General features: G+C 54.1%; 21 protein-coding genes, 1 tRNA gene and 1 pseudogene. 11 read left to right on the forward strand and 12 right to left on the reverse strand.

The annotated features are described in order from the left end of the window. Positions 1–472: 472 nt before the first annotated feature. Positions 473–2,011, reverse strand: a complete 1,539-nt coding sequence (locus KTE_RS13280) for a pyridoxal phosphate-dependent aminotransferase (protein WP_201381616.1) — start codon at positions 2,009–2,011, stop codon at positions 473–475. 241 nt (positions 2,012–2,252) lie between these two features. On the opposite strand from KTE_RS13280, the gene KTE_RS13285 reads away from it, so the two are divergent. Further along, on the forward strand, positions 2,253–3,008 hold the full coding sequence (locus KTE_RS13285) for an SDR family NAD(P)-dependent oxidoreductase (protein WP_201381618.1): 756 nt from the start codon (positions 2,253–2,255) through the stop codon (positions 3,006–3,008). A 77-nt stretch (positions 3,009–3,085) separates the two neighbouring features. Here the strand turns inward: KTE_RS13285 and hutH are convergent, their stop codons facing one another. The 7 genes from hutH to hutI all read right to left on the reverse strand — a co-directional run bounded on the left by hutH (position 3,086) and on the right by hutI (position 9,332). Next, the gene (hutH, locus tag KTE_RS13290; protein ID WP_201381620.1) at positions 3,086–4,690 is read right to left on the reverse strand and encodes a histidine ammonia-lyase; all 1,605 of its coding nucleotides are present in this window, start codon (positions 4,688–4,690) and stop codon (positions 3,086–3,088) included. A gap of 251 nt (positions 4,691–4,941) precedes the next feature. After that, positions 4,942–5,514, reverse strand: coding sequence for a GNAT family N-acetyltransferase (locus tag KTE_RS13295; RefSeq protein WP_201381623.1), 573 nt, complete (start codon positions 5,512–5,514; stop codon positions 4,942–4,944). Positions 5,515–5,846: 332 nt separating this feature from the next. Beyond that, positions 5,847–6,725 (reverse strand): hypothetical protein, encoded by an 879-nt coding sequence (locus KTE_RS13300; protein ID WP_201381624.1) that lies wholly within the window; start codon positions 6,723–6,725, stop codon positions 5,847–5,849. A 240-nt stretch (positions 6,726–6,965) separates the two neighbouring features. Beyond that, positions 6,966–7,133 carry a hypothetical protein gene (locus tag KTE_RS13305; RefSeq protein ID WP_201381626.1) on the reverse strand — a complete coding sequence of 56 codons (168 nt, stop codon included), beginning with the start codon at positions 7,131–7,133 and terminating at the stop codon, positions 6,966–6,968. Positions 7,134–7,174: 41 nt separating this feature from the next. Continuing rightward, on the reverse strand, positions 7,175–7,381 hold the full coding sequence (locus KTE_RS13310) for a hypothetical protein (RefSeq protein ID WP_201381628.1): 207 nt from the start codon (positions 7,379–7,381) through the stop codon (positions 7,175–7,177). Continuing rightward, the gene (locus KTE_RS13315; RefSeq protein ID WP_201381630.1) at positions 7,357–7,947 is read right to left on the reverse strand and encodes a hypothetical protein; all 591 of its coding nucleotides are present in this window, start codon (positions 7,945–7,947) and stop codon (positions 7,357–7,359) included. Before KTE_RS13315 ends, KTE_RS13310 begins: the two co-directional genes overlap by 25 nt. Before the next feature lie 95 nt (positions 7,948–8,042). Further along, on the reverse strand, positions 8,043–9,332 hold the full coding sequence (gene hutI, locus KTE_RS13320) for an imidazolonepropionase (RefSeq protein WP_201381632.1): 1,290 nt from the start codon (positions 9,330–9,332) through the stop codon (positions 8,043–8,045). A 357-nt stretch (positions 9,333–9,689) separates the two neighbouring features. Between hutI and KTE_RS13325 the strand changes: the two genes are divergently transcribed. The 3 genes from KTE_RS13325 (at position 9,690) to KTE_RS13335 (ending at position 11,470) form a co-directional block, all read left to right on the forward strand. Further along, a complete protein-coding gene (locus KTE_RS13325; protein WP_007913175.1) occupies positions 9,690–9,935 on the forward strand; it encodes a hypothetical protein in 246 nt (81 codons plus the stop codon). Positions 9,936–10,100: 165 nt separating this feature from the next. Continuing rightward, positions 10,101–10,448 carry a rhodanese-like domain-containing protein gene (locus KTE_RS13330; protein WP_201381634.1) on the forward strand — a complete coding sequence of 116 codons (348 nt, stop codon included), beginning with the start codon at positions 10,101–10,103 and terminating at the stop codon, positions 10,446–10,448. 251 nt (positions 10,449–10,699) lie between these two features. Beyond that, entirely contained in the window at positions 10,700–11,470 is a 771-nt protein-coding gene (locus KTE_RS13335) for an enoyl-ACP reductase (protein ID WP_201381636.1), read from the forward strand. Between the two features lie 103 nt (positions 11,471–11,573). Here the strand turns inward: KTE_RS13335 and KTE_RS13340 are convergent, their stop codons facing one another. Then, complete coding sequence (locus KTE_RS13340) at positions 11,574–12,704, reverse strand: ubiquinol-cytochrome c reductase iron-sulfur subunit (protein ID WP_201381638.1); 1,131 nt, start codon at positions 12,702–12,704, stop codon at positions 11,574–11,576. Between the two features lie 260 nt (positions 12,705–12,964). Beyond that, entirely contained in the window at positions 12,965–14,734 is a 1,770-nt protein-coding gene (locus KTE_RS13345; protein WP_201381639.1) for a trypsin-like peptidase domain-containing protein, read from the reverse strand. A gap of 549 nt (positions 14,735–15,283) precedes the next feature. On the opposite strand from KTE_RS13345, the gene KTE_RS13350 reads away from it, so the two are divergent. The 3 genes from KTE_RS13350 to KTE_RS13360 all read left to right on the forward strand — a co-directional run bounded on the left by KTE_RS13350 (position 15,284) and on the right by KTE_RS13360 (position 18,388). Next, on the forward strand, positions 15,284–16,210 hold the full coding sequence (locus tag KTE_RS13350; protein WP_201381640.1) for a DUF6612 family protein: 927 nt from the start codon (positions 15,284–15,286) through the stop codon (positions 16,208–16,210). 424 nt (positions 16,211–16,634) lie between these two features. Further along, positions 16,635–17,600, forward strand: a complete 966-nt coding sequence (locus KTE_RS13355; RefSeq protein WP_236600381.1) for a ring-cleaving dioxygenase — start codon at positions 16,635–16,637, stop codon at positions 17,598–17,600. Between the two features lie 158 nt (positions 17,601–17,758). Continuing rightward, a complete protein-coding gene (locus KTE_RS13360) occupies positions 17,759–18,388 on the forward strand; it encodes an alpha/beta hydrolase (RefSeq protein ID WP_201381641.1) in 630 nt (209 codons plus the stop codon). 84 nt (positions 18,389–18,472) lie between these two features. Here KTE_RS13360 and KTE_RS13365 read toward each other — a convergent pair whose 3' ends face one another. Beyond that, positions 18,473–19,672: a helix-turn-helix transcriptional regulator gene (locus KTE_RS13365; RefSeq protein ID WP_201381643.1), complete on the reverse strand. Its 1,200-nt coding sequence runs from the start codon at positions 19,670–19,672 to the stop codon at positions 18,473–18,475. Between the two features lie 166 nt (positions 19,673–19,838). Continuing rightward, positions 19,839–20,369, reverse strand: coding sequence for a DinB family protein (locus KTE_RS13370; RefSeq protein WP_201381645.1), 531 nt, complete (start codon positions 20,367–20,369; stop codon positions 19,839–19,841). 717 nt (positions 20,370–21,086) lie between these two features. Between KTE_RS13370 and KTE_RS13375 the strand changes: the two genes are divergently transcribed. The 4 genes and pseudogenes from KTE_RS13375 (at position 21,087) to KTE_RS13390 (ending at position 24,670) form a co-directional block, all read left to right on the forward strand. Beyond that, positions 21,087–21,161: transfer RNA gene (locus tag KTE_RS13375), tRNA-Asn, on the forward strand. A 339-nt stretch (positions 21,162–21,500) separates the two neighbouring features. After that, a complete protein-coding gene (locus tag KTE_RS13380; protein ID WP_201381647.1) occupies positions 21,501–22,133 on the forward strand; it encodes a TetR/AcrR family transcriptional regulator in 633 nt (210 codons plus the stop codon). Between the two features lie 33 nt (positions 22,134–22,166). Beyond that, positions 22,167–22,994, forward strand: a complete 828-nt coding sequence (locus tag KTE_RS13385) for an alpha/beta fold hydrolase (RefSeq protein WP_236600383.1) — start codon at positions 22,167–22,169, stop codon at positions 22,992–22,994. Between the two features lie 163 nt (positions 22,995–23,157). Beyond that, positions 23,158–24,670 (forward strand): annotated as a pseudogene (locus KTE_RS13390) (ISNCY family transposase). Positions 24,671–24,689: the final 19 nt, after the last annotated feature.

Here is a 24,689-nt window from a genome sequence, read left to right on the forward strand (position 1 = left end):
GGTTACGAGTGTACTAACGAGCAGAGCAAACCGGTTTTTTTCAGCGCGCAGAGATAGCTGCAACGACTGAGTGTGTGTGTACGAATAAAAGTAGGTATGGCTATGACAGGGCTACAATCCGTCCATCATGGACTCCTGTCATAACACATAGTACTGATCGTGACAACCGGGTTTAAACTGCATGTAGTACCATGTCATCATTAACAAGGGGCGATGCGACAGTGCATCCAAAAAGAAACGCCAGTATGCTTGTCTTGGTTTGCCCCGCACACCCAGGATGAGGAACTTACCTGATCCAACGCATTGTGTGCAAGTTAATGGAAGTTATATCCTGGGAAGTATGGAAGGTGGTAAATGACAGCTGGCACAACCTGCTCTGGCTAGAGCCTTGTTAGCCAGCCTCCCTGCTCCCCTGGCAAGAACTTTGAAAAGTTCATAGCCCTCTACAGAGTACCATTTAGGACAACTGATATCAAGTAGGAATATTTGGTGTGCTCACGTTGTTCAACGTGGCATCGGATGTAGATGCGTCTTTAGAGCCTGTCGGGTTTGTCGAGTCTGCTGCTGGCACAGGAAGAAAGCCGATTGAGAAGCGAATATAGGCATCGGTATAGCCAAAGCCTGAACCAGGCACGCCCGCGATGCCTGTCTTCTCAAAGAGCGAGAAGGCATCTTCTCCGGGAGCAAGCTTGCTCCAGTTATAGACGGTGGTGTCATCATCGACATAGATCTCGGCGAAGAGGGGTTGCTGGGTATTGATCTGGCGTAGCTGCTCAATGAAACGCTGGCGGCGCATACGATAGAAGGCGCGCAACTTCTCCATTAGCCAGGAGCGTTCGTGTAGGAGACGATAATAGGCCATGAAGCGCAGTTGCCACTCGCCTGGAAGGGAGGCCATGCCATTCGTCCAACTAGCGGCAATGGTGTTGGCGATAGCTGGATTCGCGCAGGTGACCCAGCCAAAGCGCTCGCCAGTTAGTGTACTGGTCTTTGAGAGGCTGCTAACAAAGAGTGTGTGCTGGAGAATATCCGTGTCCTGGAAGGCAGACATGCGCTCCCGGTCTAATTCTGGCTGACTGGTGCCGATATAGGCCAGGTCGGCCAGAACCAGGATCTCGCGCCCATCCTGCCAGTAGCGATGCAATACATCATAGAGCGAGCGTAGCTCGGCGGCCGTAAAAGAGAAGGCTGTAGGATTATTACTGATGGTCAGGTAGACAATGCGAATATCTTCATGCTCCTGTAACAAGGCATCGAGCTGGGAGCCCGTCAGTTTGAAGTGATGCTCCTCTGCCGTCTGGAAGCGATGTAGAGTATAGCCATAGGTACGTGCCTGCCATTCGGGGACGCCAAAGCCTGGCTCAGGGAAGAGAATGCCTATGCCTTCCGTGCTGCATTGCTGAAAGTGGAGGGTCAGGCCGCGCAGGGTTTTATCGATGCCATCCATTGCGCCCAGGCTGGGGAGAATATGTTCATATGTAACAGGCAGGTTCCAGAGGGTAGCCATCTCGTGTGCCAGCCAGGAGCGGAGCACGGGATTACCAACGCCATAGATATCATAGATACGCAGATCAAAGCCCTGTTGCAGCAGGAGGCGCTCGCACTCTAGCATCTGCTCGCGCAGCCAGAGATAGGTCGAGCCGCTGGCGGTATAGCCAGAGGCCAGCTTCTCTCCTGGCAGGGCCACGCCCAGCTCGTCGGCCAGGAGGCGGTAGTCACGCGAACCGCCAGGCTCACCCTCGCACTCGGTAATCAAGCGCACATTGATATCGCCAATCGTGCGATTGACAATCTCAGATATGATCACCTCTTCTGAGATATTGTGCTGGCGGCAGGCCTTTTCCAGTTCTGTGACTATCCGTGCCATAATACGAATAGGTCCTGGCCCATCCTGCAAGAGAGGGCGATAATATTTAATAAGCTGACTGCGCAGTTCGCGCAGAGTAGCTTGTTGTTCTTCCTGAGTCAAAGACGTGTTGGAAAGGTCCACAGAGAGATCGTGGGTAACCATAAGATATACTCCCTTCATACGCGCAACACATGGCGCTTCATCCTGTTAAGGAGCGGTACCATCTTCATTGGTGATACCATCCCTATGAGTGTAGCACATACGCTGCAGAAGCGACAAGTAGATCTATGAGGCGACAGAAGTAGGCTCGCCCCGCGTTTGTACGAATCGATCTCCATAATTTCCAGCGGAGAAAGCCCTGATGTTTCACGTGAAACATTTACTAACAAAAAGGAGCGTGGCTATGATGGGCATACAGGGGAAAAATGTTGTGATAACCGGTGGGGGACGTGGGATTGGACGTGCCATGGCCCTGGGCTTTGGGCGCGAAGGTGCCAGGGTGTTGCTACATTATGGGAAGAGCCGGGAGCAGGCCGAGGAGGTAGTGCGCGAGATACAAGACAGCGGAGGGCTGGCGAATGCGCTCCAGGCAGATATTAGTGATAGCGACCAGGCAACGGGTTTAGTCAAAGAGGCGGCGAAGCGCCTGGGCGAGATCGATGTCTGGATCAACAATGCCGGAGCCAGCGCTAACTCTGCGGAGGCTGGAGGCTTAAACGAGATCCAGCGCTTTGAGCGCATGATGCGCGTGGATGTCCAGGGGACATGGACGTGTTGTCGCGAGGTAAGGCCATATATGCGACCCGGGGGCTGTATTATCAACATAGGCTGGGATGGAGCGCTCTCAGGTGCGTCCGGCCTCACCAACCAGCTCTACGCCATGAGCAAGGGCGCGGTTATCTCCCTTACCCGTTGCCTGGCGGTCGAGTATGCTCCAGATATCCGCGTCAATTGTATTGCCCCTGGCTGGATCGAGAACACGTGGGCCAGAGAGCAAGCCAGCCCCGCATTCTACCAGCGTGTCAAAGAGTCTATTCCCCTAAAGCGTTGGGGTCAGGCAGAGGATATTGTTGGTGTGGCCCTCTTCCTCGCCTCGCCCGCCGCCACCTATATCACCGGTCAGATCTTGCCAGTCAATGGCGGCAGCGTTCGCCACTAAATGTTTCACGTGAAACATTGAAATAAAAAGAGAGGCGATGTTTCACGTGAAACATCGCCTCTCTTTGATGAAAAAGCTTAGCCCTCTACAGGGAAGGCAAAGACGCCTTCTTGTAGGGCCTGGGCGATGATGGCGATATCGGGAGCCATCACGCGATCCTCCTCAAGCTTGGCGACATAGCGACGCACATGGTCATAGGCCTGTTGAACACCTGCGCCCGGCTTGAGTGGGAGACGGAACTCCAGCATCTGGGCCGCGCTGAGTAACTCAATCGCGATCACCTGGCGCGCCAGCTCGAGCAGGCGCAGGAGCTTATGGGCACTGGTCACACCCATGCTCACAAAGTCCTCCATGCCAGCCGAGGTGGGTATTGAATCGATGCTGGCGGGATGGGCCAGAACCTTGATCTCATTGACCAGGGCTGCCGCCGCGTACTGTACAATCATAAAGCCCGAGTTGAGGCCCGGATTGGGTGTGAGGAAGAGGGGCGCGCCATTGGTGTCCCACTCATGGGGACCCATCAGATTATAGACGCGGCGCTCAGAGAAACTGGCGAGCTGGGTCAGGGCAATGGCCAGGGTATCGAGGGCCAGGGCCAGGGGCTGACCGTGGAAGTTGCCTCCACTCAGGATGTCTCCATCCTCGGGGAAGATCAGGGGATTGTCGGTGACGGCGTTTAGCTCGCGCTCAAAGATTTGCTGGCAGTAGTCTAATGCGTCGCGCACCGCACCAATGACCTGGGGCGCACAACGCAGGGTATAGGGGTCCTGTACACGCAGACAATGCTCATGGCTTTGGCGAATCTCGCTATCATGCAGCAACTGGCGCAGGCGTGTTGCCGTCACCTGCTGACCATACTGGCCTCGGCGGCGATGGATGCGTGGGTCCAGCGGTACATGGCTACCCATCAATGCCTCAATGCTCATCGCGCAGGCCACTTCTGCGCTCTCGACCAGCGTGCGCGCATCATCCAGGGCCAGAATGGCGATGGCCTCCATCAGGTGAGTGCCATTGATCAGGGCCAGCCCCTCTTTCGCCTGGAGTGTCAGTGGCTCAAGTCCAGCCTGGCGCAGGGCCTCGCCGCCGGAGATCTTCTCTCCTTTATAGAGTGCCTCGCCCTCACCAATCAAGACCAGGGCCAGGTGCGCGAGGGGGGCCAGGTCACCACTTGCACCCACCGAGCCGCGCGATGGCACGACCGGAGTAATGCCATGATTAAGCAGTGCCAGCAACTGCTGCACAACCTCGACGCGCACACCAGAGTTGCCGCGCGCGAGACTGGCGGCGAGTAGTAGGGCCATTGCCCGCGTCACATCTTCACTCAACGGCTCGCCCACGCCAGCCGCGTGACTGCGCAGCAGATTATGCTGAAGCTGAACCAGCTGATCCTGGGGAATGCGCACGCTGCTCAAGTGGCCAAAGCCGGTGGTCACACCATAGACCTTGCGTCCCTCAGCCGCCGCCGCTTCAACAACATCGCGCGCAGCCTGAATGCGCACAATCGCCGTCTCTTCAAGTTGTACGGGTATGGCGCGGCGCGCCACTCCTATAACCTCAGAGGGGGTAAGGGCCTCGCCAGTAATGTGAACGATATCTACTGAAGAAAGAGGCGTGGTCTGAGCCATAAGTGACTGATTATTTTTCATTGTAGTGTGTTTCTGCCTGGTCTTATGCTTCGTCATAGAAGATAATCCTTTCCGGCCTCATTGCCAGTCTGCCTTTGTAAAAATGTATGTTCTCCTTAGATGATAGCAGAAGTAAGCCTGCTCGTAAATGCATGTATGCTTACACGGCAGGAGGGATGTTTCACGTGAAACATCCCTCCTATCACATCACGTCCAAGTAGCGCTCGTTGGGGTTCACATCTTCACAATGTTTCACGTGAAACATGAGAACCGATGTTGACCATGTTAATGTGGTAGAAAAATTGTGATCACTTGTCTGAACTGACTTTTGGCGCTTCAGTTACCACGGGGAGACGGAAGAGATCGGCGCTCGCCTGGGCTTGCTCACTCGACTCGAAAAGCGTGATGCCAGAGACGTGACCCTGAGAGACAACGAGATCGCTCACAATGTGAAAGCCTGCTTTCTCGATACCGCGCCCCGATGCTGCATTGTTGGGCAGGTAGCCAATCCAAAAGCGCTGAAGCTGCTCTTCCTGGCGAATGATAGCCTGGAGCAGATGAGGATAGATGCCATGACCACGCCACTCTGGAACTGTAAGGAAACTATAGAGGTAGCAATTTTCAGGGGGTATGGCGAAGGACAACTGAAGGTCGGAAATACTTCCCTCTTGCGTTGCCACCCAACCATAGGCGACTGGCGTATCGTCCATAAAAGCCAGATAAGACCGATTGCCCGTCTGCAAACAGGTGATAATGACCTGTGGGGAGTGATTGGTAAGGCGCGCGATTTCTTCTATATCTGTTGAGAGACGAGCGGAGAATGTTGGGAGAGGCGAGAGATCGGGTAGGGAATCTCTCCGCCACCATGTTGCGAAAGTCATGAAAAAAAACCTCCTTGTAAGACACTACCAGTATACTTATCTCTCCCTCTAGAAAGCAAGCGGAGGGTTGTTAGCTTATACAATTGCTCCCGAAAAAACACGACAGCGTTCCCATTCCAACATGGAATTTCGGGAACGCTGTTCAATACCACCCAATGTTTCACGTGAAACATCAAACTCTAAACAACCCGACAGTAGGTGCATACGCCAGGAGAAAGCGCTACTTACGTACGCGCCTACACGGGGTTTTGCCAGAAACATAAGTGTGCCTTCTGTTCGTCAGCAACAACAGCGTAGGCGCGTACGCAAGTAGCGCACGTTACTGAAGGGCATCAATGTGAGTTAACGCTTTCGTACGCATCCAGGGTGCGTAGGGCCTCTATGGTAACGCGACCCCGCCATTCGTTCTCGACCGTCGAGCTAATAGGATCCCAGGCGATAGGCCAGCCACCGTCGTCGCGTTGGCGCTCAGCGAGAGCAGCCAGGTGTCTCTCGATGATGTCATTGGTGAACAGGCGGCGGCAGAAGCTGCGCGGGTTTGGCGCCCAGTCTAGCGGCTTCTGTACATAACCCTGGGCATGGGGATCGAGTTCAATGACGCCGGGCTGTGCCAGGCGCGTGGCGATACGCTGTAGCTCATGCTCAGCGCGCTCCCGGTCAGAGATATGTTCAAGGAATGTGATAGTGGGCATTAACGTGTGGAAGTCGGTTGAATCTAGAATCTCGATCTCTCGCCAGCAAAATGCGGACGCGGTCTCGATCCAGGGATGCTGGACGCCATGCTTGAGTAGCAGGCCCACCAGCGCCGCTGTAGGATTGAGCGAGGCAGGTGGGTCGGCGTCGACCGTCCACCAGGGGGCATGGGGATAGGCATTGACTGATGGCAGGGCGAACGGTACACCGCCCTCAGGGGTGGTAATAGTAGCCAGGTAATCACAGGCGCGTGTAACCATGCGATCATCCATAGTGTTGATAGCATCTAGAATATGCAGAGCAATCTCGACATCCTGAGGTTGACTATCTGGGCAGCGCTTATCTGGTTCTAGCGCGTTACCAAAGCCCCCGTCCTCATTCTGGTAAGCTTGGAGGGCAGCAAGTACAGGCTCCTTGCTGCCATTGCTGAAGAGGTAGGTGAACAGATTGCGCTCAAGGAGCCGGGCATGCAACCAGGTAAATTCCTGGGCTTTGGCGAGACGCTGACTACGATTCATAGAGACGTTCCTTTCTTCGATTTTATCCAATAATGTGTTCCAACGCAGGAAGTATAGATGAACAGAGTGACAACCCTATGTCAGTAGCGACCATGGCTTTGTGAGAGGAGAATGACTGATCCCTCATGTTTCACGTGAAACATTGGTAGGCAGAGATGTTGTGATCAAATTGTTAAGTATCTGAGTTGCTGCCCAGATTGGCCAATAAATCTAGTAAGATTGCGTGCCTCTCCTGAGAGGTTAGGGGTGGTGTGTTGCCTTGAAAAAGCCAGGGGCAAATTTTATATTTTGCTGTTCCTCCTCTGGGAGTGCCTGACGTATGGCATGGGCTAATCTGTCAGGATCAAAGCCCTGAAAATCGACGAGTGCATGCAGTAGTTTCTGGTTTACCTGCTCTGCTGGAAGCATAAGTGGGGTGGCGTTCCTTCCTGAGAGCTGAACGTGACGAATCAGACCTTCACTTGCCAGCCCGGCCAGCGGCGAGCAATAGCCTCCTGATAGCGTGGGTCAAGTTCGTTATCCCAAACCCAGAGGGTGTGCGTTTCCTCATCGATAAGCTCACCCTTATCTGGTTCCTGCTCGCTACCTTCGAGGGGGAGTGGAGCGGTAGATTGAGCATCTAGAAATGTGATTAGTTGGAGACCTGGAGAGAGCACTTTGTAAGGCTCTGGTGAGAAGAAGGCTTCTCCGAGAGAGGAATGAGCTGAAAAGAAATAATCGCGTACCTCTCCATTTTTTGGCGGATAGTGATATGTGATTTTGCACCATCTGCCAGTAGTGAGTCCATCAGTTGGGCTTCTGTGACGACTGCGCCATGGCCTTGCAAAAAGTCGGTATCATCAAAATCATCTTCTAAAACTTTCCAGACATCCCAATTAAGGGCATAAGCTAGATCAGCAATACCATGCATAGCCCAATCAATAGACCATCCCTGCCAGAGAGTTGGTAATAATTTCAGGAGCGGGCGACGCAGATAAGGATAGGCTGCGATAGTATCTCCGCCCCAGAACATTACTCGCCGTTCATCGGCTTTATAGAGAATACCACCCTCTGCCCAAATATTATTCATAAGGTACTCAGTAGGCTCAAGTTTAAGGATGTACTTCAACGTATCTTCTGGCCCTGCTAGTAATACAGCAGGGATTGTAATCGCACCAAATTGCGAATAGAAGATTTGTTTCTGCCCATTTTCAATGAGCACATAGTTCGCTCGATTTCCCAAGGCTCTGTTCCCTCAACAAATATTCAGTCTGCAATGTTTCACGTGAAACATTGATCTCGTTGCGACATGACGTTTCACGTGAAACATTCCCTTTATTAGCGTTTCACGAGGGTGGTGCGCACGAGGTTGGTGCCGAAGTGGTAGCCGATCTCGTGGTAATCCTGGATGGACCAGAGGGCGAGTTCGCATTGTTTGCCAACTTCGATGCTGCCGATCTCGTCTTGCAGGGCGAGGGCGCGCGCTCCGTTGATGGTGGCTGCCGTCAGCGCCTCCTCTAGCGACATACCCATGGATGACATGGCCAGGTCCAGGATCATCTGCATGTTCTCGCAGTAGGAAGTACCGGGATTGAAGTCGGTCGCCAGGGCCACGTGCAGGCCGTGATCGAGAAAGCGACGTGCTGTGGGATAAGGCGAGCGCAGCGTATAGGAGCAGCCTGGCAGGAGGGTGGCGACGACGCCAGCTTCGCGCATGGCCTCCAGGTCCTCGTCGCTGGCATGGTCGAGATGGTCGGCGGAGACCGCTCCTAGTTCAGCGGCGAGACGTGAGCCGCCCGAGGGGCTGAGCTGGTCGGCATGCAGTTTGAGCAGGTAGCCTAGCTCTTTGGCGCGTGTGAGGATACGCTGGCTCTCGTCGAGAGTGAAGGCCTCGCGCTCACAGAAGACATCGCAGAAGCGGGCGAGCCCCACGAAGCGGGGCAGCATCTCCTCTATGACGAGCTCTACATATGCCTCGCGTCGCTCGCGATACTCAGGGGGAACGCTGTGCGCACCCAGAAAGGTCGGTACGACGCGGACCTCATTCAATGCGGGCAAGGTGTTTGTGTCTGTGGCGTTCAGTTTATTGATGATGTGAAGGCACTGCTCTTCAGACTCTGGATTCAGGCCATAGCCAGTCTTGATCTCGACGGTTGTGGTGCCATGTCCACTCAGGCTGCGCAGGCGCTCCTGCGCCAGGCCTAACAGCGTCTCTTCGTCGGCAGAGCGGGTGGCGTTCATGGTAGTTAAAATGCCCTGACCACGCGCGAGGAGTTCACCATAGCTGGTCCCGGCGCGCCGTAGGTGAAACTCCTGGGCGCGGTCGCCCGCGAAGACGAGGTGGGTGTGGGAATCTACAAAGCCGGGCGTGATGACCGCACCTTCGGCATCAATGATGGCGATATCTTCTTCTGTAGTGGCGGATTGAAATTGCGGCTCCTCCTCGCCCTCGCGCCCAATCCAGGTGATACGCCCCTGACTAATACTCACCAGCGCGTGGTCGATCACCTGAAGGGGACCACTAGCGCCGGGAAGTGGTTCCTGAGCCACTGTTACCAGTTGACCAATATTGCGAATCACTGTATCCGCGCGTATCGTGTGCGCGGACTGGGAAGGATCAAGCACCATACCATGTTCTCCTTCTATAGTTCACAAGAACGCTTGCGTTTCTGCTGCTTCTGCGTGCTGACGGCTACAGTATATCATGCTGTCGTTCAAGCGAATATAGGCTAGAATATAGACTTAGGACGCGGGCATATTGAACATAGACTTGTAATACCGACTTAGGACGCGGGCATACAGATCATAGACTTGTAATGCCGACTTAGGACGCGGGCATACAGATCATAGACTTGTAATACCGACTTGCTCAGTACAGGCGGATTTGTTACACTGTGAGCAGTGCGCATGTGGAGGCATGTTAATGCCGTTGCGTACGCTGTGCAAGGATGCCAGAGAAAACGATGAGGGAGCTTGTGAAGGTTTATGCGAGCTGTAGACGATAACAGGCCGCGTTATGCGGCGGTCTTACGTGTATTGCAAACCTGGAAACAGTTGCCTGAGAGCGATGTCTCACGCCTGTTGCGCGACCAGTATCTGGTAACAGATGACTTTCGCGAGATGGAGGATCAGGGACTGTTAACGATGGCATTCGTTGGCGATGAATATATTATCTCTCCCACCCTCATGGGAAAGGTCTGGTTGGAAGAGTTCGAGAACGGTAAAGTGTAGCACTGTGGCTGCCCGACGCTACTAAAGTACGCGTCTACATATAAGGCCCCATATGTAGACGCGTACTTTAGTAGCGTCGTCCCCCAACTCAATGCTGTTGCACATTGGCTGTAAAACATGGCTCAAGCTGTCCTGGATGGTTGGAGCCTTAAGGAGTGATCAACTATGTACGAAGAGGAAGAGCAGCTTCCCTATAGCGAGATTGACGCCGAAGAGGCCAAACGCTTAATCGAAGCAGGCGCACATGTCATTGATGTTCGTCAATTGGATGAGTGGAATGGCGGCCACATAGCCCAGGCTACTCTGGTTCCCATCGATGGCATCTACGCCTTTGGCAAGGCGCTGGCAGAGCAGAATCTCCCCCAGGATGAAGATGTCATTTTTGTGTGCGCCTCTGGTCGTCGCAGTGCCTCGGCCTCCGAGATCGCGCGCCTCCTGGGCTTCCAGAAGGTCTATAATCTGGCGCACGGCATGCACGGCTGGATGAGCTATGGCTTTCCCGCCACGCGCTAATACACCCCCTCTACTTGACAGCGTTACTGTTACACCAGGCGTGTCACATCGCTGCAAGAACTTATAGAGATTTGGTTCTAGCTAACCCGATGTACACGTTATTTGGGGTAGTGGGTGTGGTGCAGTGTGGCGGTCGTAAGCCGCCACACTGCACCACACCCACTACCCCGGCGAGCGCCGTAGGCGCGAGGTGTGACACCAAAAAGTTGCACATGGGGTTAGATAGCTATTTGCGAGAGGAGATAGAGCATATGCCTCTATTGGAAGGAAAAAAGGCGCTGATTTTCGGCGTCGCTAACCATCGTTCGATTGCCTGGGCCATCGCACAGTCGCTGGCTGGCGAGGGCGCGCAGCTGGTATTTACGTATCAGGAGCGCATGGAGAAGTATGTGCGCGAGCTGGCGGCCAAGATTCCCGGTACCGAGGTTATCCCCTGCGATGTGCAGAGCGATGAGGAGCTAGATAGCGCTTTTGCTAAAGCCGGAGAGATCTTCGGTGGTAGCCTGGATATCCTGATTCATGCCGTGGCCTTCGCGCCTCCCTCTGAACTGGAGAATCCCTTTGTCCAGACCACGCGTGAGGGCTTCCATACCGCGCTGGATATCAGCGCCTACTCCCTGGTCGCTATGGCCAAGCGCGCCGTGCCATTGATGCAGCAGAATGGTGGCAGCATCACCAGCCTGACCTACATGGCCAGCCAGCGTGTCATGCCCAAGTATAATGTCATGGCCGTGGCCAAGGCCGCGCTGGAGTGCAGCACGCGCTACCTGGCCTATGAGCTGGGCGAGCACAACATTCGCGTCAACACCATCTCGGCTGGTCCGCTCAATACACTGGCTGCGCGTGGCGTCTCTGGCCTGACTGGTTTCCGTAACCACGTGGCCGAGATCGCGCCTCTGCGCCGCAACATCGAGCAGAGCGAGGTTGGCGATACCGCCCTCTTCCTCTCCAGCAACCTGGCCCGTGCCATCACCGGTGAGACGCTCTACGTCGACGCCGGCTACAACGTCATGGGTGCGTAAAACAAGAAGCGAGAAAAAAGGTTGAGTCTCTAGTTCAGAGGCCCGACCTTTTTTCTCGCTTCTTCAATGTTTCACGTGAAACATTGAAACATTATGGCTAGCTTTAGCCGGGTAGGATCTCGCCGGTAGCGCTATCAACATGAATGGGAATCGAGGCAAGAGGGCGACGGGCCGGCGGACGAACGACCTCGGCCTGCTTAGCGGGATCATAACTGGCGCCGTGACAGGGACAGACTATCAGCTTACTATCACTATCGTAGCTAACGGTACAGCCTGCATGGGTGCAGCGCGCACTATAGGCTACAAACTGATTACTATCGAGATGAATTAATAAGGCATTCTGCCCACTTCCTGCGTCAATGAAGGGAAGCGCGCTATTAAGCTGTACATCGCTTACACGTGCAATTGCCCCATTAGAAGGACTCCCAACACTGGTTGCCGTCGCCGTACTGCCAGGGGGCGTGCTAACAGTAGGTGTCACCTGATTGGCAATGGAAACATTCGCCTGGCGGCTCGCCTGGAGCAGATTGCCCAGGGTCGCCATGACAGCCACACTTATGCCACCCGCCAGGGCTCCCCAGAGGAAGCCTCGCCTGGTTATCGTGTTCACCTGTGAATATGCTGTTCTAGTCAGGGCTGGTGCAAGCGGAAGGCCCAGCAAGAGAGAGAATGTGCGCGCCGCCGACTCTCTCCTCTGCGCCTTACGCCGCATGAGCACCGGCGTAAAGAAGACCTCATCAAGCGTTGGCAGACCGGTACCGTGTGGACCGTTGAGCAGGAGCACGAGCCAGCAGCAGGCAAAGACGATGTCAGAGCCATAGAAGTAGGGGTAGACACTCCAGGAGGCGCTGAGCCAGAGTAAGATGTTGAGCAGCAAACCAAAGAAGGAGGCTGGCCGCAGTAGGAGTCCCAGCAGGGCCCCCAGGCCAAGCGCCAGCTCGCCATAGGCGATGACCTGGCCAGAGAGAATCGCGTGTGGCTCCGCTACCTGGAGCAACAATGTACTCAGTGGCGATGTTTGCGCGAACGTGAGAATCTGCTGGCCGATGAAGTCTGGATTTCCTGGCCGCAAGAAGTTTGGATCGGTCAGTTTTTGCATACCTGCATACAGAAAAGTGACACCCAGAAAGAGGCGTAGCGGCAATAACGCCAGGGCGCGGGACGTGCGTATAGGTTCCGGCTCTTTAGGGGGACTACTATATCGCGTGTCTGGCATGGTTCTGCTGCTGGTCATGGAACCTCCCTGTTATGAATCTGGATAGCGATCCGGGTGTTATTCAATCTATACGACCTTGTCTGTAGAGACGGGTTGCTATCACGCCTATTACAATACATCAACGATTATCTACCCGAAGAGATACACCTCTCTCCTAAATTCTGCCTGAAATAAGACTCTCAATCTGCATGACTCCTCAATTCACTACGCTTTTCCTGCACCCCAAAAAGGAGCGCCAGGCAATCTCGCCTGGCGCTCCTTCTGGCTTGTTAGGGTGTTTACTGTTCGACTGGACGTCGCACTGTGGGTGGCTGGGGGGCAGATTCACCACAGATGCTACAGAAACGTGCCTCGGGGCGGTTGGCGTGCCCACAGGGCCAGATCTGTGTCGTCACTGGGGAATTATTTGGATATGGCGTCGCCAGGGGCGTAGGCCCAGGCTGTGCCATAAATGACGACGGCTGGCCCCCAAAGCCTGGCTGTGGAGGCATAGGGGAGGGAGCAGGATAAGACGACGATGGACGTGCAGGCGCGCCAAAGGCCGCCATGCCATCGTCATAACCGCTTGGGGTATTAAACGCGCCAGGCGTCGGCGGGAAGGGTCCCGGCGTGGCACCTGGGTGGCTATTAGCGAACGCCCCAGGCTGGCTCGGATAGACTGGTTGACCAGGATTGCCAGGGTAACCTGCAACTGCCGCCTGCCTCTTATTCCTGCTACGGGCGGAGATGGTAAAGAAGAGCAGGGCCACAATTGCCAGAATCGCAATGACCGCCAGGATGAGTCCCCAGGAAATGGAGGAAGTATTGATAAGCTGATTGCCTGACTTGCTGGGCGTTGAACCATTCTGGCTCTCGCTGTTGGCCTGTGTACGCGCATAGCTTGCGTATTGCTCAACCGACTTGAAGTTTGGATACTTGGTTTGCAGTTGATCAAAGAGCGTCTGCGCTTTGTGCCAGTGGCCTGTATCCTGAGAGGCATAAGCGTCAAAGGACTGCTGCCAGAGCTTCTGGAAAGAGCCGGGCGCTGTATTCAGGCCCAGGCTCTGGGCCATATCAGTGGCGCCACTACTGGCCTGAAGGAAGGTTGTGCTGCCTGGCGAATTGGGGCTGGAGAGGCCAAAGCTGACGACCCCCACGACGCGACCATTGTTATCCAGGGCCGGGCCACCACTATCTCCATGCTCGACATTTCCTCCGACCTGGATGACGGGCGCCCCGCTATCCGTGGTCTTGATTGAGCTTACCGAGATCTTATTGACGGAGGAGGTAAGCAGGTCCGTTGGACGGTTGCTGACATCGCCGTTGCCGGGGAAACCAATGATCGTTAGCTCGTCCTGCTGCTGAACTGAGGAGGAGTTGCCGAGCTGAACACTGGGGGTGTCCTGGAAGTCCGCGTGCACAATTGCCAGGTCGCGCTGGTCCAGCGAACTCTGTTGCTCGATCTTATCGACACTGGCATGAATATAGGAGGGCACACTATTAAAATTGGATGCTGTCAGGCTTCCCGTATAGTCGGTGCTTAGAAAGACCTCGCTCTGTGTCTGGTCAATATTTGCGTCCGACCGCAAGGCGCCGCTATCGAGCTGCTGTTCCGCGTCACTGGCGGTCGTCGCTTTTCCCTTTTGGGTCAGATATGCCGCGACGTCATTGGCAGCCTGCTTATTAATATACTGGACGAGCGAATCATCCTTGGGCGGATTGACAACGTGGTCGGCGGTCAACACATCTCCATTGGAGGTAATAAATGTGCCACTACCCGAGAGTTGTGCGATATAACCATCGCCACCCTGGGGAAATTTCACGTCTCCACTGGCGAAATGGACCGTTACATGCGAGGTTAGGGTAGTGATAATACGTACCACTGCCGGCTTGGCAACATCCACCGCGCGAACAACGGGATCAGAAATGTTTCCTCCAGGTTTGCTATCAGCTAGTGCGCTCTTTGTATTGCCGAAGGTGGCGAAGACTAGAGCACTCACTGCCAGCATGACCAGGAAACTGAAACGCAGCTTCTGCTGTGTATGCTGTGTGGGTAATCTTCGTTTCATATCTTGTAAATCCTGTCCTGGGCCTGGTTGGGAATAGAGAGCAATTGCTTGTAGTATTATATCCTATATTTCGACAGTAGAGATACGTACTAGTTCACAATTTGTTGCAAACGTTGCAAAAAGGAGTAACGTTTATCAGGATGCTTTTGTTAGAAATGAATTTTCTTACTATACCATATATCTTACCATCGATAAGCACCTATGTATAGAGAATAGGTATGTTCAGGCAAGGTTTTTCAAAAGCTTCCTTGGCATCGCTTTGGCTCGCAAGCTCGCCTTGGGTAAGGGTGTCTGGTGTGAGGCTGGCTCCGCCAGCCTCACACCAGACACCCTTACCCAGAGCGCCGTAGGCACGAAGGCTTCTCCAGAGGAGAGATATAGCGTGCATGTGAACTGGCAGACTTCATCCACCAGTTCACATGCACGCTATATGCTATTTTTCTCCTTGAAACTAAAACGGGCCTTTGCCCCGTATTATGAGTATTAAAAGCAATCAATATGCTACGTAATTTAAGCAAGATACTTTAAGCAAATAGAGGTGAAAATATAATGTCACAGAAGATGCAATTATGGACGCGCTCTGGCATGGCTCTGGCACTGGTGAGCATGCTTATGCTGCTCCTGAGCGCCTGTAGCCAGAGTTCCACGGGAACAGGCACTACCAGTACCACGCCCCTGGAGGTTGTGCAGAAAAGCTCGACTGCCATGCAGCAACTCAAGTCTTCGCACTTTAAGTTGCAACTGACTGATGACGTCAAGGTACCACAGGTATCGACAGGCAATGGAACTACTCAGCCTCAGAACGTCAGTACGAACGTAAATGGTGAGGGCGACCAGGCTGGTACCGATAACGCCAAAGTACAGTACACCGCGAGTGCACAGGGGCAGAGCTTCCCTGAGCAACAGGTTGTAAAGGGCAATGACGTCTACTTCCAGGTAAATGGGAAGTGGTATGTCATTAGCAAGAGTGACTTACAGGCCGAGGCTGGCAAGTTGCCTCTACCCTCCACTGTCTCTCTGGACCAGAATAGCCTGCTTGGTCTGATCCAGAATTCAAAGATCACGGATTACCACACTGAGAACGTGAATGGGCAGCAACTGCGCCACCTGGGTGCCGAGCTGGATAAAGAGGCCCTGCGCCAACTTCTTAAGCAGAATCCCCAGGTTGCCAGCTACTTCGGTGTTAGCCAGCAGAACGTCGATAAAGTCATTAATGGCACCAAGTCGGTAAAGACGAACCTGGACGTTTGGATCGATGAGTCGCAGTACTATGTCCATCGCACTCAGCTTAAGATTAACCTGGTGGCCGATGGTAAGCTCTTCAGTGACTCCGCGACCCAGGACTTCACGGTCAATATGAACTCTATCCTTGATTTGAGCAAGTTTAATGATCCCGTCACCATCAATGCTCCTGCCAACGCGACCCGCGTTACTAGCCTCGAGCAGGTCCTTGGTGTCAATCTCCCCAAGAAATAACGCCAGCTCAGACGCTTACCCTTGACTAGAGCGTCCATTACACATCGCTGGAGCCGAGACTCAATTCAAAGTCGCGGCTCTTTTTGCTAGTTGATGCGTGGTACGGAGTGTAGCTGCCATCAGCCGCTACACTCCATACCACGCATCAACTATGCTATTGACAACTAACTAAAAATAAGTTACTATTATTGTGTTAACTGATGTTGTTTAGTAAGCAATGAGGGGAGGTGCAGGAGGGTCTCCCTCCTGCCGGGGCGTGGGCTTCCTTTCCGCTCACCTGAGCCGATAGGCTAGGTGCGAAAGCGCCGCTGCGCCCCGAATGGGGGTTGGTGAGCGGAATAAGAAACCAGTTCCCCACAAAATTTTCCCTTTCCTGCTAAACCAATAAAGAAAAAGATTAACCATACCATTGGAGGTATACACCATGGCAAACGCTATCTCGGGCATCCATCATGTGACGGCGATCACCGATGATCCACAGCGTAACCTGGACTTTTACACTGGCCTGCTTGGCTTACGCTTTGTCAAAAAGACCGTGAACTTCGATTCGCCGGAGACCTACCACCTCTATTATGGGGACGAGGTTGGCTATCCTGGCACGATCATGACCTTCTTCTCCTGGCCTGGATATCCCAGGGGGCGACGTGGCACAGGCCAGGTTGCTACGACCTCCTTCGCTATCCCAGCGCAGGCCCTGGACTACTGGCAGGAGCGGCTGCGCGCTCACCATATCGCCTTTGAGGGGCCGGCGCAGCGCTTTGAGGAGCAGGTGCTCTCCTTCGAAGACCCTAATGGCTTGCAACTTGAGTTGGTTGCGGCCCCAGGGATTGAGCAGCGAGAGATCTATTGGAGGCAAGGTCCGGTTCCGGCGGAGCAGGCAATTCGTGGCTTCTATGGCGTGACCCTGGCGGCCGCACGCTATGAGTCAAGCGCGAAGTTGTTGACCCAGGTCATGGGCTTTAAGCTTCAGCAGCAGGAGGGACAGCGCACGCGCTTCATCGCCGCTCAGAGTGGCAATGCCTCAATCGTTGACCTGCTGGACCTGCCAGGTCAGGCGCGAGGCCAGGAGGCAGTAGGCAGCGTTCACCACGTAGCGTTCCGCGCCGCGAACGATGAAGAGCAGCTCCAGTGGCGCCAGGCCCTGACAGACGAGGGGATGCAGGTCACTCAGGTGCTCGACCGCAACTACTTTCACTCCATCTACTTTAGAGAGCCGAGCGGGGTCCTCTTCGAGATCGCGACTGACCAGCCCGGCTTCCCGGTAGATGAACCTGTGGCCGAACTGGGAACGCACCTCAAGCTCCCTACCTGGCTGGAGAGCAATCGTCCGGCACTCGAGAAGGCGCTGCCCGCCCTCACCATTCCCTGGACCGGCACCGAAGCCCGCTAAAATAAAAAGACAGAAATCAAACCGCTGGCAGATATGGGTCAGGGTGTGGAATAGAGTTGCGAACGCAACCCCATTCCACACATCCTAAATTTCGCGAAGCGCCGTAGGCGCTGAGAAGTCTGTAACACCGGAATAGACAACTAAAAAGAGGCAAAACCATGGCAAAAGACGCCTTACAACACTATATTCACCACTTTCAGCCCGCGCAGGAAGCCAATAAGCCCACCCTCCTGCTGCTGCATGGTACGGGGGGCGATGAGAACGACCTGCTCAACCTGGGGCGCATGCTCAGCCCTGGCTCCGCGTTGCTGAGTCCACGCGGCAATGTACTGGAGAATGGTATGCCGCGCTTCTTCCGTCGCTTCGCCGAAGGTGTCTTCGATATCGATGACCTGAAGCAGCGGACTGTAGAACTGGCAGACTTCCTCCAGGCGGCCAGCGAGGAATACGCCTTTGACGCGCACCAGGTGGTCGCGGTCGGCTTCTCCAACGGGGCGAATATCGCCGCCAGTATGCTCCTACTCAGGCCCGAGGCCCTGGCAGGAGCCTATCTCTCGCATGCCATGTTCCCCTTTGAGCCAGAGACACAGGTGGATTTGCAGCATCGCTCAATCTTTGTGGCTGCTGGCCGCTCCGATATGCTGATTCCCAGTGAGAATACTCAGAGACTCATCAACCTGTTTGAGCAGCAGGGGGCCGAGGTCCAGGCATACTGGAATAACACTGGACATACCATCATCCATGAAGAGGTACGCGAGGCGCGGGCCTGGGTTGAGAAGCACTTCTAGTTCTTCTCCGAAAACCTGAGCGCGCTTGTCCCCGAATGGGGGAGCGCTAGTCACGAAAGTGATGTTGGTTTTCGGAATAAGGGGCTAGCTCTGGAAGAGATGGGCGAGAGAGCGCACGCGTGGCTCCTGACCCCAGATCGAGAGCATATGCTCATAGAGGCCATAGATCTGGCTATGGATCAGATCACTACTAATAGCTTGCGCGGCGCGTGTCGCGGCCTCCAGGTAGATGCAACTTTGTACCATATTGCCCAGCACAAGTGAGGTATAGGCTTTGAGCCTGAGAAATTCGGCACGCGTTCTCTCTGGGGGGGCCGGCTTAAGCTCATCAACCTGGGCGAAGGCGTCCCAGGCCAGGCGCGGCTCTCCCAGGTGCAGGAAGACATGCCCCTGGTAGTAGTAGAGCAGCGAGCGATCACAATATGTATAGGCAAAGGTAGCATCCTCTTCCGGGTGCTCCGGGAAGACGGCCATGGCCAGGCGCAGGAACTGCATGGCCTCCTGCTCATGGTTCATCGCGGCCTGAATCTCAGCCAGGCCTGCGAAGATCCAGCCATGAAGTAGGGGCGAAATGGTCTCGCTGATCGTGTTGATGCGCTTGAGGGCGTCATTATAGGCCCCCAGGGCCGCACCTATGCGCTTGCGCTGTGTAAAGACCGTGGCCATGCGCAACTGCGAGGCGATGTACAAGTTCCAATTTTTTGCGAGCTGGCTATACACTACGGCCTGCGTGCCATTCATCTGGGCTGAGACAAAATCGCCACGCTGGAGTTCGAGCATGGCCATAAGCTGATAGACCTGGGCGGTAAGCGAGGCAGCGCTTCTCTGTTCGGGACCGGGATGTAGCGTTGGTGCGGTCAATTGTGCCAGGTAGGTAGGTAGGAGGCGTTCAAGCTCGCTCTGTCCCCCAATCATATAGAGGCGCCAGCACGAGGCCAGGCCCATACTCCACATGGCCAGGGCTTCGGTCAGCGTAGGTTCCTGGGGACCCTCTATAGCTGGCAATTCTAGCGAGTCAGTGGGTGGTCGTAGGGTCGTCTTGCCATTAAGCGAGGAGCGTGAGCGCATACGTTCTTCGAGTAGTTCGGCGAAGCCAAGCTCAGTAGGTGACATTTCAAAGATGGAGCAGAGTGCCTGAAGGGAGGTGAGGCGGGGAGCCTGCAAGCCTTCTTCCCAGCGAATATAGGTGTAGCGACTCACTCCCACCTTCCCACTTACGAATTCGGGTGTCCAACTCTTCTTCAGACGGGCAGACCTTAACAACGTATTCTGCTTTTTCGACACAGAAGCCTCCCCAAAATTCCAGGTACGCATGGTCATAGTGCCTCTCTGCTCACAAAACGGTTGGGAACGTACGGCATAGCATTGCCTGCACTTTTGTTTATAAAAGATTTTAGATTACGGGTCAAGTGCAAGTATATCAAAAATTTATTAAAATTTTGGCAGGTCGCTATAGCAGGCGTACTTTTTTCCCTTGTGCGCCCAGCAAGGTGTGTATCTCTCCCAGGTGGATGAAGAGATCTGAGATACAGACCTGCCCAATGACCTGGAGAGCGGACATATTGCCCAGGGGGTTGACATGGATGATGCGGTCGGCGAGCGCGGACCCCCCATCCTGGATAGAAGAGAGATAGGTCTCGCTATCTCGCCAGACCTGTTCGGCGTATCGAAGCAGGGAAGCTGGTTCATGGATAAAGATGCGCCGAGCGTCGGCGATTGACATGCTAGCACCTTGAAGGCGCTCAGGAAGGTGCAGGATCTCATGCCATTTATCTTCATTCCAGATGGGTGGACGACCCTGGAGAATAAAACGATAGACATTATCCTCAGTGCGTATACAGTGTAAGAACGTAAAGGCAATATGGTTCCCCGCGCCCGGGAGCAGAAAGTGCCACTCATCGGTCGTGAGCTTTTGCACCGCTTCTTGTAGCGCCACATGCACCCGGAGCTGCTCATGGCGATAAAAGCTAATAATATCCAATGTTTACCGCTCCTACCATCTGGAATACGCAGAAATTCTTCTTTTCCCCTGTCAAAAAATATTATCTTCTATTTCATCCTTATTGTCCAGTTCAACGGTTTAATAGTCAGGGGAGAGCAAGCCCGAGCGAGAGTTTTTTGGCCTCAACTCAAATGCAAGGGGAAGCACATTCTCTCTGAGAGACATATTATCTTTGGTTGTGTAATTATTAGGGAGCATAGCACTGTGGAGTGCAAAGGGACCAATCATAAAAGTTTTTTCGCACTCCCATATCTTAGTCCTGCTTGTTCATTCTCATGCCCCTTTTTGGAAGAGCTTTTATGCCTGGTTGTAACATAAAAGCACCTGGATCAGAAACACTCTCAGATCTGGTATTCTATATGGGCATTTACACACTCGTTCTTAATCTGCAAAATTGAAAGCAATGAGAAAGCTTGATGCATTGTTGTAGTCTGAAGATGAGGATGAGGGTGAAGGTCAGAATGGGAAGAAAAAAGACCGAAAATAAAGTGTTTTTTTGGCCTTTTTAGTGTCAAATTTGGTGTCATTGAGTAAAGCTCCAACCGATCAAAATGGATAGGTGCGCTCTAACAGCGATGATAGAGTGCATCGAAAGAAGAAATTTTTATCCCTGGCGGAAAATTGCTAAAAAAAGTATTGACGAAACGGAGCAGTTGGTATATACTGTCGATGTCGTTGAGAGACGAAGCGAAATCTTCCTCGATAGCTCAATGGTAGAGCAATCGGCTGTTAACCGATGGGTTGTAGGTTCGAGTCCTACTCGAGGAGCCACAAAGGTCACCACTCTGGTGACCTTTTATTTTTGCCCTCAAACTCCTCCTCCCCACACCTTTCTCCCTCCTCCATAGGTGCCACCGCTCTCCCTTTTAAAAAAAGCTACGTCGGCAATCTTTATTTGCTGAGCTTTTCTTCGAGCGTTGCGAGACGTTTCCAGAGGCATCTTTCTTTCAATGCGCCTTAGCAGAATATGCCAGGCACGGCGATCATTGGTTGAACCCATGGATTGCGCAACGATTTAAACCCACTAATAAAAGGGCCTTGACATTCTTCATTCTCTGACCTACACTTACGTCGTAAGCTTACAATGTAAGTATAGAGAGGACAAGGATCATGGCGAAATCTGGTGAGCCGCTCACACGGCAACGGGTGTTGGAAGCAGCCTTGCGCTTGCTTGATCAAGAGGGGCTGGAAGGCTTTAGTATGCGCAGGCTCGGAGCTTTGCTTGGGGTCGAGGCGATGTCGCTGTACAACCATGTGGAGAGTAAGCAAGCCTTATTTGATGGGGTAATCGAACTGCTCATCATTCAGGCACCGTTGCCTCTGCGCCCCCATGCCACGCCGCGTGAGGAATTATGGGCCTTTGCCCATGCCTTTCGGGACGTACTCCGCGCTCATCCGCGTGTGCTTCCGCTCGTGGCCACCAGCCCGCTGCGCACCTCAGCCTCTCTTGTTCTGTTGGATCATCTCCTTGAAACACTCCACCAGGCACAGATCACCGGCGTTCAGTCCATCTATGCGCTCCAGTGCCTGGTCGGTTTTATTGTTGGACATACCCTGCTCGGCACTGGCACGCAAGCGGTCGCGGGTCTGGAACCAGGGCCAAACGGTCCGACGGTCTGGCAACACTTTCCGGCAGATCATTATCCCAGGCTTCATATGTTGTTGCCGGAAATTGCCCAGTGGAATGCCAACCAGGAGTTTGACTTTGGACTCGAGGCGCTGTTTCAGGGCCTCTTTGGGTAAGAGAAAGGTTTCTGTTTTATGAAAAGGACCAATGTGAAACACAGCAGAGTCGCCAATGGAAACGTGACGCTCCCGGTCAGTGAATCGGGTCAAGGACCAACGCTGCTGTTCTTCAACGGCGCGGGGACCACGCAAGCGGCCTGGAAGCGAATCATCCGCGAACTCGGTGGGCCGTATCGGCTGGTGACCTTCGATTTTCGCAGCCATGGTACCGCAACGCGCTCGCCCGACATCTCTTTCGAGCGCTTCTTGAGCGATGCAGAGGCTATGATAGACCTGGTTGCTGGTCCTCAACCGATCGTGGTTGGCTGGTCCATGGGGGCCGACCTGGCAGTCTGGTATGCGGCGGCTCATCCAGAAAGGGTGGCCGGGCTGTTTCTCATCGACGGTGCGGTGCCAGTCAACCTGGTGACTGATCCCGATGAGGTAAGGCGTCGACTCATATATAACCCAGCCGTGTGGTACTCACCGTGGATCATGTACCTGATTGGCATGGGCTATCGGCTCACGCCTTCCGAAATGGCCACCTTGACCATTGAGGTGAATACGCGCCGCGAACAGCTTCTTTCAGCGTACAGCCAGTTGGATTGTCCAGTCGAACTGGTTCTGGCAACGAAAACGGCTCGGGAGAAAGGGGCAAGTGCCGAGCAAAAAAATGCGCGATGGCGAACTGGTGGCGAACAACTCGCACGCCTCTACCCGACATTTTCTCTCCAGTGGGTGGACAACACGCACCTCCTTCCGTTCACGGAGCCAACCAGGCTCGCACGCTCCCTTGACACGTTTGTCCAACGTATTCGGGCTGGCTCGCCAATCCCAACGGCTCCCGCACTGGAAACATCGCAAATGGAAGGGAAATGAGCAAGGCACACGCACAGCGGCATTCTGGCGAGGATAGAGATCTCAGCTACTATCGCGGTGTGAAAGGGAAGATTCTATGGCAAGAAAAGCATGTCGTCCGGCTGCTACGTCGGAACAACTGTTCACTCCTGTGTGTACACACTGCAACTCCTGCGGTCAATGGATGCAGATTGCTTACCGCACCGAGCGGACCATTACCACCTTGCAAGGGATCTGCCGTTTGACGCTCCGTGTCCGCCGATGCCACAATCCGCAATGCTCACAGTATCATTGTCCCTATCGACCAGAGGAAGAAGGCCGATGGGCCTTACCGCATGGCGAGTTTGGTCTGGATGTGATTGCCCTGATTGGTGCCCTACGCTACGCTTCCCATCGGAGCGTCCCTGAGATCCACCAGATGCTCTGTGGTCGAGGAGTTCAAATCGCCGAACGAACCGTGACCCATTTGCTTCAGCGGTACGAGGAATTGGTTGCGCTTCGTCTTGCTGACCGACAACGATTACGCGACCAATTGAAGCAACAAGGGCAGGTGATTCTTGCCCTTGATGGGCTCCAGCCGGATGTGGGCCATGAAGTGCTCTGGGTCGTGCGTGACTGCCTCTCAGGGGAAGTCCTGCTTGCGCGGAGCCTGCTCAGCGCTTGTGAAGCGGATCTTGTGAAGCTGCTTCATGAGGTCCACCGGGCACTTTCTGTCCCCATCAAAGGGGTCATCTCGGATGGGCAGCGCTCCATTCGCAACGCCGTTGAGGCAGCATTGCCGGACGTGCCGCATCAGTTATGCCACTTTCATTATCTACGGGAAGCGGCCAAACCCGTCTATGAAGCGGATCGGCATGCCAAAAAGGAACTCAAAAAGTATCTGCGTGGCGTTCGCCCGATTGAGCGGGCCGTCGAACAACGGCAAGATGAAGAAGCGGATGCGATCCGTGGCTATTGCCTGGCGGTGCGCAGTGCCTTAACCGATGATGGCAGACCGCCGCTCTCGGCATCTGGCCTCAAGCTCCATGAGCGGATGACAGCGGTTGCTGCCTCGCTCACGCGGGTCTCTGAAAAAGGGGCTTGCCGCGTGAGCTCGAACGCATGCAGCTTTTTCTGGCCAAAGGACTTGACGCAACTGCCTCACTTTGGGCAGAGGTATAAAGCAGGGATACGCATGGGTTCATCGCGCCGCATATCTGCTCTCCAATGATGAACAAGAGTCTGCTGTTCAAGTGCGCCACAGCTATGAACACCTTCTGGCAGAAATGGAGCAAGTTTCTCCCTCCTCTGAGACGCTGAGCGCGATGCTTTCGACCTTTCGCAAAGTGACCACCAGCTATTGGTCTGGCCTCTTTCACTGTTATGATCATGCCGATCTTCCACGCACCAACAATGAGCTAGAGCAGTATTTTGGCTCTGCTCGCTATCATGAGCGCCGCACAACGGGACGAAAGCAGGCGTCACCAGGATTGGTGGTGCGCGGACCTGTTCGGGTTATCACCTCGGTTGCTTCCCGGCTTCACGCGTTTTCGGGGCCAGAACTCTGCCCAACTGATCTCACGCAATGGCGCGCTTTACGGAGCAACCTTGATCAGCGGCAAGAAGCGCGACGTTTGCAACATCGCTTCCGCAAAGCTCCCGAAAGTTATCTCATAGCTCTCGAAGAAAAACTCAGCAAAGAAAGATTGCCGCCGTAGAAAAAAAGAATCACACCCA

Origin of the sequence: Ktedonobacter sp. SOSP1-85, assembly GCF_016587415.1 — a bacterium.
Classification (GTDB): Bacteria; Chloroflexota; Ktedonobacteria; order Ktedonobacterales; family Ktedonobacteraceae; genus Ktedonobacter.